Genomic DNA, 16,877 nt, shown 5'->3' with positions numbered 1-16,877 from the left:
AATCCCATCGCGCATTAGCGGGGCTGATAAGGCGGGGCTATACTGCCTGCCTCATTGACGGAGTTCTGGATTGAGCGTTGCCTTCACCAAGGAAGAAAGTGCCGAGACCGCGTCCGAGACGCTGCTGCCGGACCGTCCGATTTCGCCGCATCCCAATCTGGTGACCGAGGCAGGACGCAAGGCGCTGGAGCGCCAGCTCCAGGAGGCACGCGAGGCCTTGGAGATCGCGCAGCAGCTGGACGACGTCAACGAACGGCGACGGCAGTCGGCCGTTCCGTTGCGCGACACGCGCTATCTCACGGAACGGCTCCGCACGGCGCAGGTGGTCCCTGAGCCTGGCTCGACCGAAACCGTCGCGTTCGGAAGCACCGTGACGTTCAGCCGCGCCGATGGGCGGGTGCAGACCTATCGCATTGTCGGCGAGGACGAAGCCGATCCGAAGGCCGGCTCGATTTCCTTTGTCGCGCCGGTGGCGAGATCGCTGATGGGCAAAGCCGTGGGCGATATCGTCGGGTCGGGCGATCAGGAGCTGGAGATCGTGGCGATCTCCTAGCCGCCTGCGACCCGCAAGCGATTGCAAATCCCAGATCACGCCGCCGGCAACGCAAGACGCTCGATCGTCTGGATATGGCGTGCGAGCAGGCTGCAGGCCTGCTCGATGTTGCGCGCACGTACGGCCTGCAGGATCATGCGATGATCCTGGCTGGGCCGCGGCCGCCAGCCGGCGTTGCGCGCCATCGCGAACACGAGCCGCGAATTGGCCAGCTGCAATCCGTCGAGGCTGGCGAGCAGCCGCGGCATCGCGCACGGCGCCACCAGCGCGTGATGAAAGGCGCGATTGGCCATCTCGAAATCCTGAACCGTCTCGGCATTGTCGCCTTCGATCAAGGCGAGCTCGATCCGCGCCAGATGCGCCGACGTGAACCTCGGGGCGGCATTGCGGAACGCGACCACCTCGAGCGCGGCGCGCATCTCGGCGATCTCCTTCACCGATTTGGTGTCGAGTGGAGCAACCCGCACGCCGCGACGCGGCACGGCAACGACAAGGTGCTGCGCCTCCAATTGCCTGAAGGCCTCGCGCACCGGCACGTGGCTGGAGTGGAATTCCCGCGCGACATGATCCTGCCGGAGCGGGGCGTCGGGCAGCAATCCGCCGCTGATGATGCGCTCGCCGATCGCGCCGGCGATGCGCCCGGCGGTGGTCGTGTTCTCTGCTTCGCTGACCATAGATTATCTATCACAAAAACGGATGCGCATCCGCTCGACCTCGGCTAGCATCATTCTAAGTCAATGATCATAGATAACAGATCATATTATCTATGATCCATAGCAAACGAGAAGGCAAGCCCGATGGTTGATGTGGTGGAAATCGAACGGACCGACAGAAGCAGCAGCGCCCCGCTGCGCAAGACCTGGGAGCGCGTCGAGGCCGAAGCGCTCTACAATTTGCCGTTCGCCGACCTGATGTTTCAAGCGCAAAGCGTCCACCGCGCCAACTTCAATCCGAACCACGTCGAAACCGCGAGCCTGCTCAGCATCAAGACCGGCGGCTGTCCGGAAGATTGCGGCTACTGCTCGCAGAGCGCGCATTACGACACCGGCCTGAAGGCGACCCGCCTGATGCCGCGGGATGAGGTGGTCGCCGTCGCGCAGCGCGCCAAGGATGCCGGCGCAAGCCGCTTCTGCATGGCCGCCGCCTGGCGCAGTCCCAAGGACCGCGATCTCGATCAGGTCTGCGACATGGTCAGCGCGGTGAAGGGGCTGGGCATGGAGACCTGCGTCACGCTCGGCATGCTGACGCCTGGTCAGGCCGAACGCCTCTCCGAGGCCGGGCTCGATTTCTACAACCACAATGTCGATACCTCGCCGGAGTTCTACGACAAGATCATCACCACCCGCACCTTGCAGGACCGCATCGATACGCTGGCGCATGTGCGCGACGCAGGCATCAAGGTCTGCTGCGGCGGCATTATCGGCATGGGCGAGCAGGTTGAAGACCGGCTCGGCATGCTGATGCTGCTCGCCAATCTGCCCAGCCATCCGGAAAGCGTGCCGATCAATCTGTGGAACGAGGTCAAGGGCGTGCCGGTCAACGACACCGCGGAGCGGCCCGATCCGATCGCGCTGGTGCGGCTGGTCGCCACCGCGCGGATCATGATGCCGAACAGCGTGGTCCGCTTGTCGGCCGGGCGGCAATACATGACCGATGAGCTGCAGGCGATGTGCTTCCTCGCCGGCGCCAATTCGATCTTCATCGGCGACGTGCTGCTGACCACCAAGAACCCGCAGCGCGATCGCGACGCCGATCTGCTGGATCGGCTCGGCATCACGTCCCGTCTTGCCTAACCGCAAACTTCGGCGAGCGCGCAACGCTGGTTGTGCGCAATCGACAATCTTCCTGTGAGTGAAGCATGAGCGCAATCCATGCGGCCAAGGTCGCTGATTACGCCGCGGCCTTGCATGCCCTGAGCAAGGACGATCGGCTGCGCGGCCTCAAGCCGCGCGCGGGCATCGATTTGGTATCGAACGACTATCTGGCGCTGGCGAGCGCGCCGCGCATCAAGCAGTCAGTTGCGGCCGCGCTCGAGGCCGGCACGCCGATCGGCGCCGGCGGCTCGCGGCTGCTGCGCGGCAATTGCGAAGAGCACGAACGGCTAGAGGCCGAGGCCGCCAGGTTCTTCCGCGCCGAGACCGCGCTGTTCTTCGGCGGCGGCTACGTCGCCAATTTTGCCGTGCTGACGACGCTGCCGCAGCGCGGCGACCTGCTGGTGCTCGATTCGCTGGTGCATGCCAGCATCCATGAAGGCGCGCGTGCCGGCCGGGCCGAATTCCGGTTCAGTGAACACAATGATCCCGGGTCGGTCGAAGATACCATTCGCGATTGGCGCGCCCAGGGCGGGACCGGCCGGGTCTGGATCGTGGTCGAAAGCGTCTACAGCATGGACGGCGATATCGCGCCGCTCGACGATCTCGTCGCGATCGCCGAACGGCACGACGCATTCGTGATGGTCGACGAGGCGCACGGCACGGGCGTCTATGGCGAGCAGGGCCGTGGGCTGACGGCGCCCTATGAGGGACGCGACAACCTCGTGATCGTTCATACCTGCGGCAAGGCGCTGGGTGCCGCCGGCGCGCTGGTCACCGCGTCCGCCGTGCTGCGCGACTTCATGGTCAATCGCTGCCGCCCGTTCATCTTCGCGACCGCGCCGTCACCGCTTGTGGCTGTTGCCGTGCGCGAGGCGCTTCTGATCCTGCAGGAGGAGCCCGAGCATCAGCAGCGCCTCGCAAAATTGGTCGCGTTCACGCATCGCGAACTCTATCTGCGCGGCTGGCAAAGTCCGTCGCGCTCGCAGATCGTGCCCTATGTCGTCGGCGACAATGCGCGCGCGATGCAACTCGCGTCAGCATTGCAGGCGCGTGGTTTCGACATCCGCGGCATCCGGCCGCCGACCGTGCCGGCGGGAACCGCGCGGTTGCGCATTGCACTGACCCTCAATGTCGACGAGGGCGACGTGCGCGCACTGCTCGATGCGCTGGTCGAGGAGACTAAGGGCTGGTCGCGATGACCAGCCGGATCGTGGTGACCGGCACCGATACCGGGATCGGAAAGACGATCTTCTCCGCAGGCCTCGCCGGCTTCCTCGGCGCGGACTACTGGAAGCCGGTGCAGTCCGGACTTGAAGAAGAGACCGATGCGCAGCTGGTGGCGCGGCTCGGCGGTCTTGCGCCCGACCGCATCGTGCCCGAGCGCTATCGGCTGCGAACGCCGGCGTCGCCGCATCAATCCGCCGCGATCGACGGCGTGCGCATCGATCCGGCTGCGCTCGATGTGCCCGCGACCTGTGACCGGCCGCTGGTGATCGAAGGCGCCGGCGGGCTGATGGTGCCGCTGAATGACGACACGCTATATATCGACATCTTCGAGCGCTGGCGGCTTCCGGTGGTGCTCTGCGCCCGCACCGCGCTCGGCACCATCAATCACTCGCTGCTGTCGATCGAGGCGCTGCGCAAGCGCCGGATCGATCTTCTCGGCATCGCCTTCATCGGCGACAGCAATCCGGAGAGCGAGCGGGCGATTTGCCAGATCGGGCAGGTCCAGCGGCTCGGCCGGATGCCTTGGCTTGCGCCGCTTGCGGCGGACACGCTGCAGGCCGCGTTCAAGGCGTCGTTCCGCCACGACGATTTCAATCCATGACGTCACCAAAGAAGTCGCCGATCTGGCACCCGTTCACCCAGCACGCGCTGCACGGCCCGATGACCAGGATCGTGCGCGGCGAGGGCGCCTACCTCTACACCGCGGATGACCGCCGCATCATCGACGCGATCGCATCCTGGTGGGTCGTGACCCACGGCCATTGCCATCCGCATATCGTGCGCGCGATCCAGAGCCAGGCGGAGCAGCTCAACCAGATCATCTTTGCCGGCCATACCCACGATCCGGCCGAAGCGGTTGCCGCGCAGCTCCTGAAGCTTGCGCCTGATGGCCTCGACTATGTGTTCTTCTCCGACTCTGGCTCGACCAGCGTCGAAGTGGCGCTGAAAATGGCGCTCGGCTATTGGCACAATATCGGCGTGCCGCGCACGCGCATCATCGTCATGCAGCACTCCTATCATGGCGACACCGTGGGCACGATGTCGGTCGGCGCGCGCGGCGTGTTCAATGCGGCCTACGAACCGCTGCTGTTCGACGTTGCCTCGATCCCGTTTCCTGCCACCGGGCATGAGCAGGCGACGCTCGATGCGCTGGAAGCCGCATGCAGCAAGGAAAACGCGGCCGCGTTCATCGTCGAGCCGCTGATTCTGGGCGCCGGCGGGATGCTGATGTATCCCGCCTGGGTGCTGAAGGAAATGAAGCGCATCTGCGAGGCCGCTGGCGTGCTGTTCATTGCTGACGAAGTGATGACCGGCTGGGGCAGGACCGGCACCTTGTTCGCGTGCGAGCAGGCGGACGTCACGCCTGACATCGCTTGCTATTCGAAGGGCCTCACCGGCGGATCGCTGCCGCTCGCGGTGACGCTGTGCCGCGCCGACATCTACGATGCGCACTATTCCAGCGATCGATCGCGGATGTTCTTCCATTCCAGTTCCTACACCGCGAACCCGGTTGCCTGCGCCGCGGCAAAAGCGAATCTCGAGCTCTGGCAACACGGCGCGCACGAGCGCGTCACGTCGCTCGCCGCGATGCAGGAGCGCCTGATCGCACCCTTCCGCGCCGATCCGCGCTTCGAAAACGTCCGCCGCACCGGCACCGTCACCGCACTCGATCTTAAGGCAAACGATGCGGGCTATCTCGCAGGCATCGGCCCAAAACTTCTGGCCTTCTTCGAACGGCGAAACCTGCTGCTGCGACCGCTCGGCAACACGATCTACGTGATGCCGCCCTACTGCGTCACGGAGGCGGATCTCAATGAGATCTACGCTGGCATCGGGGCTGCGGCCGACGCGTTGGCCTGACGCGTCTTGCGGCTGCAGTCGCCAACATCAGTGAGATCGCCGCGCACTATCGCGCGTCAGCTTCATCACTGCGCCAAATAGTCGAATTTTCGATTTGAATTGGACGACCACCCCCTGCGCGTCATCAATCAATGATGGAACATCCGGCTCCCGAAAGGCCGGGCAGGGAGGTTTGGCATGGCGCGATCCGCCGACATCGACATCAACGCGGGCGCACGCCTCGACAGGCTGCCGATCTGTGGATTCCACTGGCGCATCCTGGCGCTGATCGGCGCCGGCATGTTCCTCGACGCCTTCGACATCTATCTGGCCGGCGGCGTGCTGGGGACCGTGCTCAAGGAAGGCTGGTCCACTCTCGAGCTCAACGCCGCCTTCGTCTCCGCGACCTTCGTTGGCATGACGATCGGTGCCTGGTTCTCCGGCATCCTCGGCGACCGCTTCGGTCGGCGCTTCTCCTACCAGATGAACCTCGCGATCTTTGGCCTGGCGTCGATCGCGGCGGCTTTCGCGCCCAGCATGACCGTCCTGATCGGCCTGCGCTTTATCATCGGCATTGGCCTCGGCGCGGAGATCGTGGTCGGCTACGCGACCTTGACCGAGTTTGTGCCGGCCGCCTCGCGCGGACGCTGGATCGGGCTCTTGGCCGTGATCACCAACTTCTCGCTGTTCGCGTCGTCGATGATCGGCCTGTGGGTGATCCCGACGCTTGGATGGCGCTACATGTTCGCGCTCGTCGGCGTCCTCGCGATGATCGTCTGGGTCCTGCGCAAGTCGATGCCGGAATCGCCACGCTGGCTCGCCGCCAACGGCCGCGCCGATGAAGCCGAGAAAATTCTCGCGGCAATCGAGGCGGAGGCAGCGCGCAAGGGCGCGCTGGCTCCGGTCGCCGCCGGCGCGACGGAGCAGCAGCCTCCCGGCCCGGTGTGGCGCCTGTTCCAGCCGCCATATCTCAGCCGCACGCTGCTCGGTAGCCTGTTGCACATCGTCGTCGGCTTCAGCCTCTATGGGTTCATCGGCTGGCTTCCGACCTTCATGATCAAGGGCGGCCACAGCGTGGTCTCCTCGCTGGGTTACACCACGGTGATGGCCCTGGGCGGGCCGGTCGGATCGCTGATCGGCCTCGTGCTGGCGGACCGGCTCGGGCGCCGGCTGTCGATCGTCTGCTCGTCGATTGCGGCAGCGGCGCTCGGTATCGCCTATCCCACCATGCCGGACGGCGTTGCGCTCGCAGGCGTCGGCTTCCTGCTCGTCACCGCGATCTACGTCATGCTGGCGACCGGGTTTGCGATGCACGTCCCGGAACTGTTCCCGACCCGCTACCGGCTGCGCGGCACGGCGATCTGCGCCACGTCCGGACGCATCGCGACCGCGCTGGTTCAATACGTCGTGGTCGCGATCTTCGCCTGGCAAGGCTTGACCGGCGTGCTGACGACGTTGGCCGGCATCCTCGTCTTCCAGGCCGTGGTCTTCCTCATGTTCGGTTTCGAAACCAAGGGACGATCGCTGGAGGATGCGTCAGCGATCGTGGACGCTGACGCAGGAAGTGAGCGGTCGATCGCGCGTAGACCAGCGGACATCGGCGCCTAACCTAGATCGGAGCAGGCCGCCCTGAGCCGGTCGCGGAGCCAGCCATTCGCATTGCTCTGGTCGTATCTGCGATGCCAGTACAACATCCAGTCGAAGGGCGCGGACTCGAACGGCAGGTCCTCCATCCGCAGCTCATCGTCCATCAGCACGGCGGCGAGGTGCCGCGGCATCACCGCGAGCAGGTCAGTCTTCTTCAGAACGTGGGGCACGACGAGCCAATGCGGTACGTTCAGGGCGATGCGTCTTCGATGGCCGCGTTCGGCGAGCACATCGTCGACGAACCGCAGATCAGTCGGACTCATCGAAACCTTCATGTGCTCCTGCGCGATGAAGCGCTCGAAGGTCAACCGCCCGCGCTTGATCTCGTGACCGCGCCGCATCAGACAGACCATACGGTCGCGCAGCAGCGTCTCCGAGCGGATCGATGCGGAGTGCTCGAGACCCATGCTGACCGCGACGTCGATCTCGTCGCGCTCGAGCGCATCGATCGTCAGGGAGGGCGACAGATGGATCGTGTTGTAGGAGATCCGCCCGTCCGCCGGCCGCGCCGCGGCGAGTCTCGGCAGCAGCAGGCACGCGAGAATATCCGACATCCTGATCGTGAAGGTGCGTTCGGTCCGGTTTGGGTCGAAGCCGGCATCGCTCGCCATCACGCGCTCGACCTGGCGCAGGACCTGGCGCAGCGGCTCCGCCAATTCGGTCGCGCGCGGCGTGGGCTGCATCCCGGTCGTCGTCCGCACCAGAAGTTCGTCCGCGAACATCGCGCGCAACCGGTTGAGCGCGTTGCTCATCGCCGGTTGACTGAGGCCGACACGATCGGCGGCCTTGGTGACGTGACGCTCGGTCAGCAGCGCGTCCAGTGCGACGAGCAAGTTGAGGTCGATGGATCGAAGGTTCATCCGCCATTCATATCGTGAATAGTGAGAGATCACAAATCCATTTCATCCATGGTGATCCCGCGGAGTATCAGTGGGTCTGAACCAAGGAGGCACCCATGAGCTTTGAGACAATCAAGCGCGACGTGAAGATCTGCATGTTTGATCAGTACGGCACGGTGGTCGACATGCAGGGCGGCCTGACCAGGATCGCGGCGCCGTTCCTTGCGAAGAAGGGCTGGAAGGGCGATCCGGATTCCTTCGTCACGTGGTGGCGCCGCACGCATTTCGAGAATTCGATGATCGATGCGCTGCTGCATCGCGAGCACACGCCCTATCGCGAGATCGGGCACCGCGCGGTGTCCCACGTGATGGACCGCGCCGGGATCGACCACACGATGGACGATGTGTGCTACCTCGTCGGTGAGATCGAGAAGCTGGTGCCGTTTCCGGAGGTGCCGGAAGCGCTCGCGCGGCTGCAAGCCAAATACAAACTGGTGGTGCTTTCGAACGGCGATCCCGACATGCTCGAAACCGCAAAGCAATATCACAAGGTCCCGTTCGACCGCGTGATCTCGGTGACCGAAGCCAATTCGTTCAAGCCGCATGTCGCGACCTACACCAAGGCGGCCGAGATCATGGGCGTGAAGCCCGAGCAAGTGCTGTTCGTCGCCAATCATGCCTTCGACTGCATCGGCGCCAAGTCCGCCGGCATGCGGACGGCCTTCATCGACCGGCGCAGCCGCCCGTTCGGCATCACCCCGCACCAGCCCGACATCCTGGTGCCGACGATGAAGGACCTCGCCGATGCGATCGTCTGATCGCGAGCCGCTGTCGGGCATCAGGGTCCTCGACCTCTGCCGGGTGGTCTCCGGCCCCTTTGCCACGATGCAGCTCGGCGATCTCGGCGCCGACATCGTCAAGGTCGAGGATCCCAGGCAAGGCGACGAAAGCCGTCGCTACGGGCCGCCCTTCATCGGCGGCGAGAGCGCATACTTCCTATCAGTGAACCGCAACAAGCGAAGTTGCGCCATCGATCTGAAGTCGCCGGCGGGCTGCGACGCGGTGCTCGAACTTGCCTCCGTGGCGGACGTCGTCATCGAGAACTTCCGCCCGGGTACGCTCGACAAATGGGGTCTCGGCTTCGACGCGCTGCGCGCTCGCAAGGGCGACATCATCCTGTGCAGCATCTCGGGGTTCGGCCGCACCGGTGCCGACGCCGGACGTCCCGGCTACGATTTGATTCTCCAGGGCGAATCCGGTGTCATGGACATCACCGGCGATCCGGACGGACCGCCGACCAAGGTCGGCACCTCGATCGCCGATCTCGTCACCGGCCTGTACGCCTCGCAGTCGGTGCTGGCGGCCCTGATGCGGAAGAGCCGCACTGGCGAGGGCGGGCGGGTCGACGTCTCGATGCTAGACGCCATGGCGTCGCTGCTGACGTTCAACGCCGGCATGTACTTCGCCTCGGGAGAAAGTCCGAAGCGCAGGGGCAATGTCCATCCGACCATCAGCCCGTACGAGCCGTTCGAGACCAGCGATGGCTGGATCAATGTCGGGGTCGCCAACGACAAGTTCTGGATGGCCTTTTGCGACGTCATCGGCCGTCCGGACCTCATCGAAGACATCAGCTTCGCAACCGCCCCGAAACGCGCGGCGAGCCGAAACGAGCTCGTCGCGATCCTCTCACCGATCTTCGCCAGCAAGACCCGCGCCGATTGGCTGCAGTCACTCGGCGCAGCGGGCATTCCCTGCGGCGCGATCAAGTCGGTCGGCGAAGTCTGCGAGACGCCGCAACTCACGCAGCGGGGAATGGTCCAGACCGTCAGCCATCCGGCCGCGGGGGACGTGAGGTTCATCGCCAGGCCGACCCGGTTCGGCGATGAACGGCCCGCGCCTTCCACGCCTCCACCCATGCTTGGCGAACACACTCGTGAGGTGCTTGCGGAATGGGTCGGCTGGACCGACGATCGGCTTGAGAGATTCGCGGCCGAAGGTGCGTTCGGAGAGTTTGGACGGAACTTCGTGCGATCGCCCAAGAGAGCGTCGTCATGAGAGCATCGCCATGAGAGATATCGCCGAGCAGATGTTGCGTCGCGCCGTCGAGGATGAGCGGCAGGAATTCGGGTCGTTCTTCCTGTCCCGCTTGTTCGGACTTGATATCACCTACCAGGGCGAGACGTGCATCGTGTCCTTCGACGTCGAGAGGCCGCTGTTCAACCCGCAAGGGACGCTGCATGGCGGGGTTCTCGCGACGGCGCTCGACATTTCGATGGGGCATCTCGTCAACCACGTCGCGGGTCCCGGCACCACGCTCGAGATGAAGGTGCAGTATCTCGGCGCTGTCCGCGAAGGGCGCGTGACCTGCCATGCGAGCTTTCTGAAGAAGGGCCGGAAGACCTTCTTCCTGCAGTCCCAGGCCTCCAACGCGGCCGGCGAGCCGATCGCGCATGCCACATCGACCTGGCAGCTGCTGAGCCGAAGCTGACGGGCCGCGGCTGGATGCTTATACTATTGAAATGGCGATATAATTATCGCGCTGACGATGCAGTTGCGGCGCTGCGCCGACCGCGAAGTTTTGTCCGGCGCTGATGTGAAATCATGCAATCTCCTGCTAGATTTGCCGCAAACCAGTCAGCTTCGCGGGTCCAACCCCTTCTGGAGACAAGTGGAGCGTGGGACGGGACGCATGGGTCACCATCCGCGTTCGCTCATTGTTGAAGGGCCATTCGCAACCGATGTCTGATCGCCAGCCCATCGTCAGCGATCCCGCGACCATCCGCGCACGCGCCATGGAAACGCTGTTTGAGCGCCTGGATGATCTCTGCGAAGGCGCCATCGCGATCGATCGCGACGGGCGCGTCGTTTACGTCAATGAAAAATATCTTCACTCGCTTCGCCTTGGACACGTCTCCGAGGCGATCGGACGCCCCATCGAGGAGATCATCCCGAACAGCCTGATGCGCCGCGTGGCCGACACCGGCGAGCCGATCCTGCTGGATATCATGGAACTCGGTGGCGAGCAGCTTGTGGTGACGCGCATGCCGATCGAGGACGAGAACAGGAACGTCATCGGCGCGATCGGCTTCGTGCTGTCGGACCGTCTCGACAATTTGAAGCCGCTGATCGCGCGGATGGGCCAACTCGAAAGCGACCTCAGGCTGGCGAAACGGCAATTGTCGCAACCGCGCAGCGCGCGGTTTACCTTCGATGATTATGTCGGCAAGACGGAGCGCATCGGGCGCGCCAAGGACCTCGCCCGCCGGGCGGCGCGCCAGAATGTGACGGTTCTGCTGACCGGAGAAACCGGAACCGGCAAGGAGCTGCTGGCGCAGGCCATCCACAACGCTTCGGCGCGCGCCGAAAGACCCTTCGTCAGCGTCAATGTCGCCGCTGTCCCGGATACGCTGATCGAGTCCGAGTTCTTCGGGACAGTGCCGGGGGCCTATACCGGCGCCGACCGCAAAGGTCGGGACGGCAAGTTCAGGAGCGCCGATAGCGGCACGCTGTTCCTCGATGAAATCGGTGAAATGCCGCTGCAACTGCAGAGCAAGCTGCTGCGCGTGTTGCAGGAGCGGGAAATCGAGCCGGTTGGCTCCGACAAGGTCACGAAAGTCGACGTCCGCGTCATCGCTGCGACCAACGTCGACCTGCAGAAGCGCGTCAACGAAGGCACCTTCCGCGCCGACCTGTTCTACCGCCTCAACGTGCTCACGATCGCGCTGCCGCCGTTGCGCGATTGCGCCGGTGATCTTCCGGACATCTGCGCAAGGCTTTTGGACGACATCGTCCGCTCCGGCGATTACCTCAACGCCAAGATCACGCCGTCGGGCCTCGCCGCGCTCGCCTGCTATGACTGGCCTGGAAACGTCCGTGAGCTGCGCAACGTGCTGGAGCGCGCCCTCATTCTCAGCGACTCGGGCCGCCTCGCCGGCGATGACTTCGCCCGTATCCTGTCAGTTGGCGCCGAGGAGAGGGGCGCCGCGCCGCAGGCGGCGGGCGCAGTCGTCCCTTATGCCCAGGCCGAGGCTGCATTCGAGAAGCGGACGCTTGAAGGCGCGCTTGCGGCCGCCAACGGGCAGATTGCGGAAGCGGCCCGGATGTTGCGCATCTCGCGCGCGACGTTCTACAAGAAGCTCGCCAAGTTCGGGCTGGCCGCATCGGACTCCTCGCCTGTCTGACGATCGAGACTGAAACTGTCGCGAGTCTCGGAAAGTTGACAGGCAACTCACAGCCCCGACCAACCGGCTGCCGGCCGAATTGCCGGAATTTCAAGCATTTTGCATCATCGCGAGGCAACTGGCCTGGAGCTTGCTCTGCTCGCGGGATGACGCATCTCGAATGCGCAAGAAGAGTCCGAAAAGAACAACACCCCGGGAGAGAAACAGATGAGCTTTCTGGTCGCACTGGCCGCGCTCGTTTTCCTGATGTTCGTCGCCTATCGCGGCTTCAGCGTCATCCTGTTCGCGCCGGTCGCCGCGATGGGTGCGGTGCTGCTGACCGATCCCGGCGCGGTGCCGGCCGCCTTCACCGGTCTCTTCATGGACAAGATGGTCGGCTTCGCGAAGCTGTATTTCCCGGTGTTCCTGCTGGGCGCAGTGTTCGGCAAGGTGATCGAGCTCTCCGGCTTCTCCAAATCGATCGTGGCGGCGGTGATCGGTCTCGTCGGCAGCCAGCGTGCGATGCTGGCGATCGTGCTGGTCTGCGCGGTGCTCACCTATGGCGGGGTCTCCCTGTTCGTCGTGGTGTTCGCCGCCTATCCGTTCGCCGCCGAGATGTTCCGGGCCGGCAATATTCCAAAGCGTCTGATTCCCGGCACGATCGCGCTCGGCGCCTTTTCGTTCACGATGGATTCGCTGCCGTTCAGCCCGCAGATCCAGAACATCATTCCGACCACCTATTTCAAGACCACCAACGGCGCCGCGCCGATCCTCGGCACGATCGGTGCGATCTTCATCTTCGTGTTCGGCTTGCTCTATCTTGAATGGCGTCGACGCCAGGCGGTGGCTGCCGGCGAGGGCTATGGTGAGGGGCACAGCAACGAGCCGCCACCGGTCGATACCACCGAACTGGCGCCGGCGGCGGTCGCCTTTCTGCCGCTGATCGTGGTGTTCGTGGTCAACCTGCTGCTCGGGGGCTTTCCCGGCGTGTTCGGCGGCCTGATCGAGCGTGTCTATGGCACGAGCTACGATCTGACGCTCGCGCTCGACCATTCGATTGCCACGCCGATCGCCAGCATCAAGGCGATTTGGGCAGTGGAGGGCGCACTGATCGCGGGCATTCTCACCGTGTTCGCATTCGCGTTTCCAAAATTGAAAAAGACCTTCGCCGAGGGCAGCAAGGCCGCGGTCGGCGGTGCGCTGCTGGCGGCGATGAACACCGCGTCCGAATATGGCTTCGGCGGCGTGATCGCGGCGCTTCCCGGCTTCATCGTCATCAAGGATGCGCTGAAGACGATCCCAAATCCGCTCGTCAACGAAGCCATCACCGTCACCTCGCTTGCCGGCATCACCGGCTCGGCCTCGGGTGGCATGTCGATTGCGCTCGCCGCCATGGCAAAGGATTTCATCGCCATGGCGGAGGCGGCGCACATCCCGCCCGAGGTGCTTCACCGCGTCGCGTCGATGGCGAGCGGCGGCATGGACACCCTGCCGCACAACGGCGCCGTCATTACCCTGCTTGCGGTGACCGGGCTGACGCACCAGCAGTCCTACAAGGATATCTTTGCGGTGACCTGCCTGAAGACGCTGGCGGTGTTCTTCGTGATCGCGGTCTATTACGTCACCGGGTTGGTCCAGAGCCCGTTCCGATTGAATTCGGAACGGGGCTCCAGGATCTAACGATAATCGGGAGGAATGACGTGAGCCAGCATCCGGCCCTGTCCTATCTGCGCACGACGGAGAAGGGCAAGATCGTCATGGCCGCCGAAGCGGTGCGCTTGATCCGCGATGGCGACACGGTCGCGACCGGCGGCTTTGTCGGCATCGGCTTTGCCGAAGAGATCGCCCTCGCGCTGGAGGAGCTCTATCTCGCCAACGAAACCGACGCTCCCTACGCGCAGGGCAAGCCTCGCAATCTCACGCTGGTCTATGCGGCGGGACAGGGAGACGGCAAGCACCGCGGCCTCAACCATTTCGCACACGAGGGCCTGGTCAGGCGCGTGATCGGCGGCCACTGGGGGCTTGCGCCCAAATTACAGCAGCTCGCGATCGCAAATCAGATCGAGGCCTATAATCTGCCGCAGGGCGTCATCACACATCTGTTCCGCGACATCGCGGCGCGTCGCCCCGGCCATATCTCGCGCGTCGGCATCGGCACCTTCGTCGATCCGCGCCAGGGCGGCGGCAAGCTCAACGCCCGCACCATCGAGGAGCTGGTCGAACTGGTCACGCTCGGCGGCGAGGAGTGCCTGTTCTACAAGACGTTTCCCATCGACGTCGGGATTATCCGTGCCACCACCGGCGACGCCGACGGAAATCTCACGATGGAGAAGGAAGCGTTGACGCTGGAAGCGCTGGCGATCGCCATGGCGGCGCATAATTCCGGCGGCATTGTCATCGCTCAGGTCGAGCGCGTCGCAGAAAGCGGCAGCCTCAATCCGCGCCAAGTGAAAATCCCCGGTGTCCTCGTCGACTGCGTCGTGGTGGCAAAACCGGAAAACCACTGGCAGACCTTCGGCACGCATTACAACCCGGCCTATAGCGGCGAGATCAGGCTGCACGCCGGCTCGCTGCCGCCGATGCCGATGAGCGAGCGCAAGATCATCGCGCGCCGGGCGGCGTTCGAGCTCAAGGCCAACAGTGTCGTCAATCTCGGCATCGGCATGCCCGAAGGCATCGCCTCGGTTGCCAACGAGGAGCGGGTGATCGACCTGATCACGCTGACGGCCGAGCCCGGCGTGATCGGCGGCGTGCCGGCGAGCGGGATCGATTTCGGTGCCGCCGTCAACACGCAGGCAGTGATCGACCAGCCCTATCAGTTCGATTTCTACGATGGCGGCGGCCTCGACGCTGCGTTCCTCGGCCTCGCCCAGGTCGATCGCGCCGGCGATCTCAATGTCAGCAAATTTGGTCCCAAGCTCGCCGGTGCCGGCGGCTTCATCAACATCAGCCAGAACGCCAAGAAGGTGATTTTCGTCGGCACGTTCGGCGCGGGCCGCCAGCGCATTGGCGTAACCGACGGCAGGCTGGTGATTGCCGAAGAAGCCAAAGCCCGCAAATTCGTCGAGGCAGTCGAGCATGTGACCTTCAGCGGTGCCTTCGCCGCCAAACGCGGGCAGACCGTGCACTACGTCACCGAGCGCTGCGTGCTCGCGCTAACCGAAGGCGGCCTCGAGCTGATCGAGGTGGCGCCCGGCATCGATATCGAGCGCGACATCCTCCGCTTGATGGATTTCAGGCCGCTGATTCCGCGCGATCCGCCGCTGATGGACGCGCGGATCTTCCGCGACGGCCCGATGGATTTGCGCAGCGATCTGCTGACGATTCCGCTCGACCGGCGCTTCACCCTGGATCAGCAGCAGAACCTGTTCTTCGTCAACCTGGAACGCTTCGCGCTGCGCAGCCGGAGCGACATCGATGCGATCGCGCACGCCGTCGAAGCCAGGCTCGGCGGCCTCGATCGCCGCGTCTATGCGATCGTCAATTACGACAACTTCTCGATCGTTCCCGAATTGCTCGACGAATATTCGGCGATGGTGCAGGTCTTGACCGACCGTTTTTATTCGGGCGTCTCCCGTTACACCACGTCGGGCTTCCTGCGCATCAAGCTCGGCGAAGCGCTGGAAAGGCGCGGCGTCGCCGCGCACATCTTTGAAAGCGCGGAAGACGCGCGCTCGGATTGGCGCAATGTCGAAGCTGGCGGCACTCCGCAGCCGGACCGAAACGGGCGCGCGGCGGTATAGGCCAGCAAACCTCGGCAGCGAGATCAACCCGGCGCCGGACGCCCGGAATTCGCATCGCCGGAAGGGGCCGCGCCCCCGGAAGCTCGCCGCCGGGCAGGTCGCGTGCGCTAAAAATGTAGAGCCATCCTACAGCTTTATTCCTTCCATCGACTTTCTCAACTCATCGGCCGACCGTTTGGCGAGAGCGGCGCCCTGCACGCTGACCCACGTCTCGGGCCATGCCTTCTTAATTCTCGAGATCGTGTGCCCGCCGAGTTTCGGGGGCGGGACCGAGCCGCTGCTGTCGATCACTAACGTACCCACGAAAACGTCATCGTTGCTGTGTGCGCAATTCGAGAGGCCGATGCAGTGGACGAGCTCGTGCACCAGGATGTGGAGACGCATGGCCTGCCCAGCGTCAACCCTGCCGACTTTCGGAGTTGCGGGCACCCGCAGCTTCACTGAATCCATCGAAGGGCCGCTGCGTGAGTCGATGATGGTCTGCACGGCGCTGCCGTGGAGGCCGGAACCCGGATAGGTCTCGGCAACGATCGGGCTGCCAGCCGCCCTGTCAGCCTTCTTAAAGGCGAGATAGACGCCATTCTGCTTGAGAAGGTCGTTAATCGTCGTGATCGCTGTATCGAGATCATTCACCCAGACACTCGGGGTGAAACTCGCCCCGGGGAATACCTTTAGCTCGCCGGTGCGCCGGACCCGATCGGGCCAAGGAGTGATCTCCGGTTCCGTACACGCCACGACGAGGCTCCTGCAAAAAATCGGGAACTGCCTAGGTCTATGTCTCGCCGTTGTTCGACACGGTTCAAACCGGTGGCGCGGTACACCGCCCAGCGGCGCCGCAATTTGGTGAGTTCGCGCGACGGGAAACTGTGTCGCACTCGCAACGTGGCATGAGTTCCGGCTGTGGATAAGCATCTCTGGACTCCACGGCATTGCGAATCCGCCGTCAAATGCTGCCGGACCTTCGGCGGCGTTTTCATTTCCAAGACGTTCATTTGAGATGAGGTCCAAGAGGCCGCTGTCCAGCGCCAGCGGCCTCTTCATTAACATACATTGAT

General features: G+C 64.1%; 15 protein-coding genes. 12 read left to right on the top strand and 3 right to left on the bottom strand.

The genetic code is table 11. The features are described 5' to 3' along the window. The first annotated feature begins 70 nt into the window (after positions 1-70). A complete protein-coding gene (greA, locus tag G6P99_RS47220; RefSeq protein WP_029079447.1) occupies positions 71-553 on the top strand; it encodes a transcription elongation factor GreA in 483 nt (160 codons plus the stop codon). Positions 554-588: 35 nt separating this feature from the next. Here the strand turns inward: greA and G6P99_RS47215 are convergent, their stop codons facing one another. Beyond that, on the bottom strand, positions 589-1,227 hold the full coding sequence (locus G6P99_RS47215; RefSeq protein WP_029079448.1) for a GntR family transcriptional regulator: 639 nt from the start codon (positions 1,225-1,227) through the stop codon (positions 589-591). Positions 1,228-1,350: 123 nt separating this feature from the next. On the opposite strand from G6P99_RS47215, the gene bioB reads away from it, so the two are divergent. From bioB to G6P99_RS47190, 5 genes are all read left to right on the top strand, one after another. Continuing rightward, positions 1,351-2,346 (top strand): biotin synthase BioB, encoded by a 996-nt coding sequence (bioB, locus tag G6P99_RS47210; protein ID WP_029079449.1) that lies wholly within the window; start codon positions 1,351-1,353, stop codon positions 2,344-2,346. Between the two features lie 65 nt (positions 2,347-2,411). Beyond that, complete coding sequence (locus G6P99_RS47205) at positions 2,412-3,566, top strand: 8-amino-7-oxononanoate synthase (RefSeq protein ID WP_029079450.1); 1,155 nt, start codon at positions 2,412-2,414, stop codon at positions 3,564-3,566. Then, positions 3,563-4,195 carry a dethiobiotin synthase gene (bioD, locus tag G6P99_RS47200; RefSeq protein WP_029079451.1) on the top strand — a complete coding sequence of 211 codons (633 nt, stop codon included), beginning with the start codon at positions 3,563-3,565 and terminating at the stop codon, positions 4,193-4,195. The genes G6P99_RS47205 and bioD overlap by 4 nt, the downstream gene beginning before the upstream one ends. Continuing rightward, entirely contained in the window at positions 4,192-5,454 is a 1,263-nt protein-coding gene (locus G6P99_RS47195) for an adenosylmethionine--8-amino-7-oxononanoate transaminase (RefSeq protein ID WP_029079452.1), read from the top strand. Before bioD ends, G6P99_RS47195 begins: the two co-directional genes overlap by 4 nt. Before the next feature lie 177 nt (positions 5,455-5,631). Then, the gene (locus G6P99_RS47190; protein ID WP_029079453.1) at positions 5,632-7,041 is read left to right on the top strand and encodes an MFS transporter; all 1,410 of its coding nucleotides are present in this window, start codon (positions 5,632-5,634) and stop codon (positions 7,039-7,041) included. Here the strand turns inward: G6P99_RS47190 and G6P99_RS47185 are convergent. Next, positions 7,038-7,940, bottom strand: coding sequence for a LysR family transcriptional regulator (locus G6P99_RS47185; protein ID WP_029079454.1), 903 nt, complete (start codon positions 7,938-7,940; stop codon positions 7,038-7,040). The two genes, G6P99_RS47190 and G6P99_RS47185, sit on opposite strands and share 4 nt — an antisense overlap. A gap of 95 nt (positions 7,941-8,035) precedes the next feature. Here G6P99_RS47185 and G6P99_RS47180 point away from each other — a divergent pair, with 95 nt between their 5' ends. The 6 genes from G6P99_RS47180 (at position 8,036) to G6P99_RS47155 (ending at position 15,822) form a co-directional block, all read left to right on the top strand. Continuing rightward, a complete protein-coding gene (locus tag G6P99_RS47180) occupies positions 8,036-8,737 on the top strand; it encodes a haloacid dehalogenase type II (RefSeq protein WP_029079455.1) in 702 nt (233 codons plus the stop codon). Beyond that, positions 8,724-9,974 (top strand): CaiB/BaiF CoA transferase family protein, encoded by a 1,251-nt coding sequence (locus tag G6P99_RS47175; protein WP_165126954.1) that lies wholly within the window; start codon positions 8,724-8,726, stop codon positions 9,972-9,974. Before G6P99_RS47180 ends, G6P99_RS47175 begins: the two co-directional genes overlap by 14 nt. Positions 9,975-9,984: 10 nt before the next feature. After that, entirely contained in the window at positions 9,985-10,407 is a 423-nt protein-coding gene (locus G6P99_RS47170; RefSeq protein WP_029079456.1) for a PaaI family thioesterase, read from the top strand. A 250-nt stretch (positions 10,408-10,657) separates the two neighbouring features. Next, entirely contained in the window at positions 10,658-12,100 is a 1,443-nt protein-coding gene (locus tag G6P99_RS47165; protein WP_051346092.1) for a sigma-54 interaction domain-containing protein, read from the top strand. 207 nt (positions 12,101-12,307) lie between these two features. Continuing rightward, a complete protein-coding gene (locus G6P99_RS47160) occupies positions 12,308-13,759 on the top strand; it encodes a GntP family permease (RefSeq protein ID WP_165126952.1) in 1,452 nt (483 codons plus the stop codon). A gap of 20 nt (positions 13,760-13,779) precedes the next feature. Beyond that, complete coding sequence (locus tag G6P99_RS47155) at positions 13,780-15,822, top strand: acyl CoA:acetate/3-ketoacid CoA transferase (RefSeq protein WP_029079459.1); 2,043 nt, start codon at positions 13,780-13,782, stop codon at positions 15,820-15,822. A gap of 126 nt (positions 15,823-15,948) precedes the next feature. Here the strand turns inward: G6P99_RS47155 and G6P99_RS47150 are convergent, their stop codons facing one another. After that, complete coding sequence (locus tag G6P99_RS47150; RefSeq protein WP_156928451.1) at positions 15,949-16,455, bottom strand: hypothetical protein; 507 nt, start codon at positions 16,453-16,455, stop codon at positions 15,949-15,951. Positions 16,456-16,877 lie beyond the last annotated feature (422 nt).

This window comes from Bradyrhizobium sp. 6(2017) (genome assembly GCF_011058295.2).
In the GTDB taxonomy this organism is placed as follows: Bacteria; Pseudomonadota; Alphaproteobacteria; order Rhizobiales; family Xanthobacteraceae; genus Bradyrhizobium; species Bradyrhizobium septentrionale.
Note: the sequence above shows the minus strand (reverse complement) of the source record. Positions and strands in the feature narration are given on the sequence as shown.

Coding starts and splice junctions, on each gene's coding strand:
- G6P99_RS47170 (WP_029079456.1), top strand. CDS start 9,985: ATGAGAGATATCGCCGAGCAGATGTTGCGTCGCGCCGTCGAGGATGAG.
- G6P99_RS47185 (WP_029079454.1), bottom strand. CDS start 7,940: ATGAACCTTCGATCCATCGACCTCAACTTGCTCGTCGCACTGGACGCG.
- G6P99_RS47175 (WP_165126954.1), top strand. CDS start 8,724: ATGCGATCGTCTGATCGCGAGCCGCTGTCGGGCATCAGGGTCCTCGAC.
- G6P99_RS47180 (WP_029079455.1), top strand. CDS start 8,036: ATGAGCTTTGAGACAATCAAGCGCGACGTGAAGATCTGCATGTTTGAT.
- G6P99_RS47160 (WP_165126952.1), top strand. CDS start 12,308: ATGAGCTTTCTGGTCGCACTGGCCGCGCTCGTTTTCCTGATGTTCGTC.
- G6P99_RS47195 (WP_029079452.1), top strand. CDS start 4,192: ATGACGTCACCAAAGAAGTCGCCGATCTGGCACCCGTTCACCCAGCAC.
- G6P99_RS47205 (WP_029079450.1), top strand. CDS start 2,412: ATGAGCGCAATCCATGCGGCCAAGGTCGCTGATTACGCCGCGGCCTTG.
- G6P99_RS47190 (WP_029079453.1), top strand. CDS start 5,632: ATGGCGCGATCCGCCGACATCGACATCAACGCGGGCGCACGCCTCGAC.
- G6P99_RS47165 (WP_051346092.1), top strand. CDS start 10,658: ATGTCTGATCGCCAGCCCATCGTCAGCGATCCCGCGACCATCCGCGCA.
- bioB (WP_029079449.1), top strand. CDS start 1,351: ATGGTTGATGTGGTGGAAATCGAACGGACCGACAGAAGCAGCAGCGCC.
- bioD (WP_029079451.1), top strand. CDS start 3,563: ATGACCAGCCGGATCGTGGTGACCGGCACCGATACCGGGATCGGAAAG.
- G6P99_RS47215 (WP_029079448.1), bottom strand. CDS start 1,227: ATGGTCAGCGAAGCAGAGAACACGACCACCGCCGGGCGCATCGCCGGC.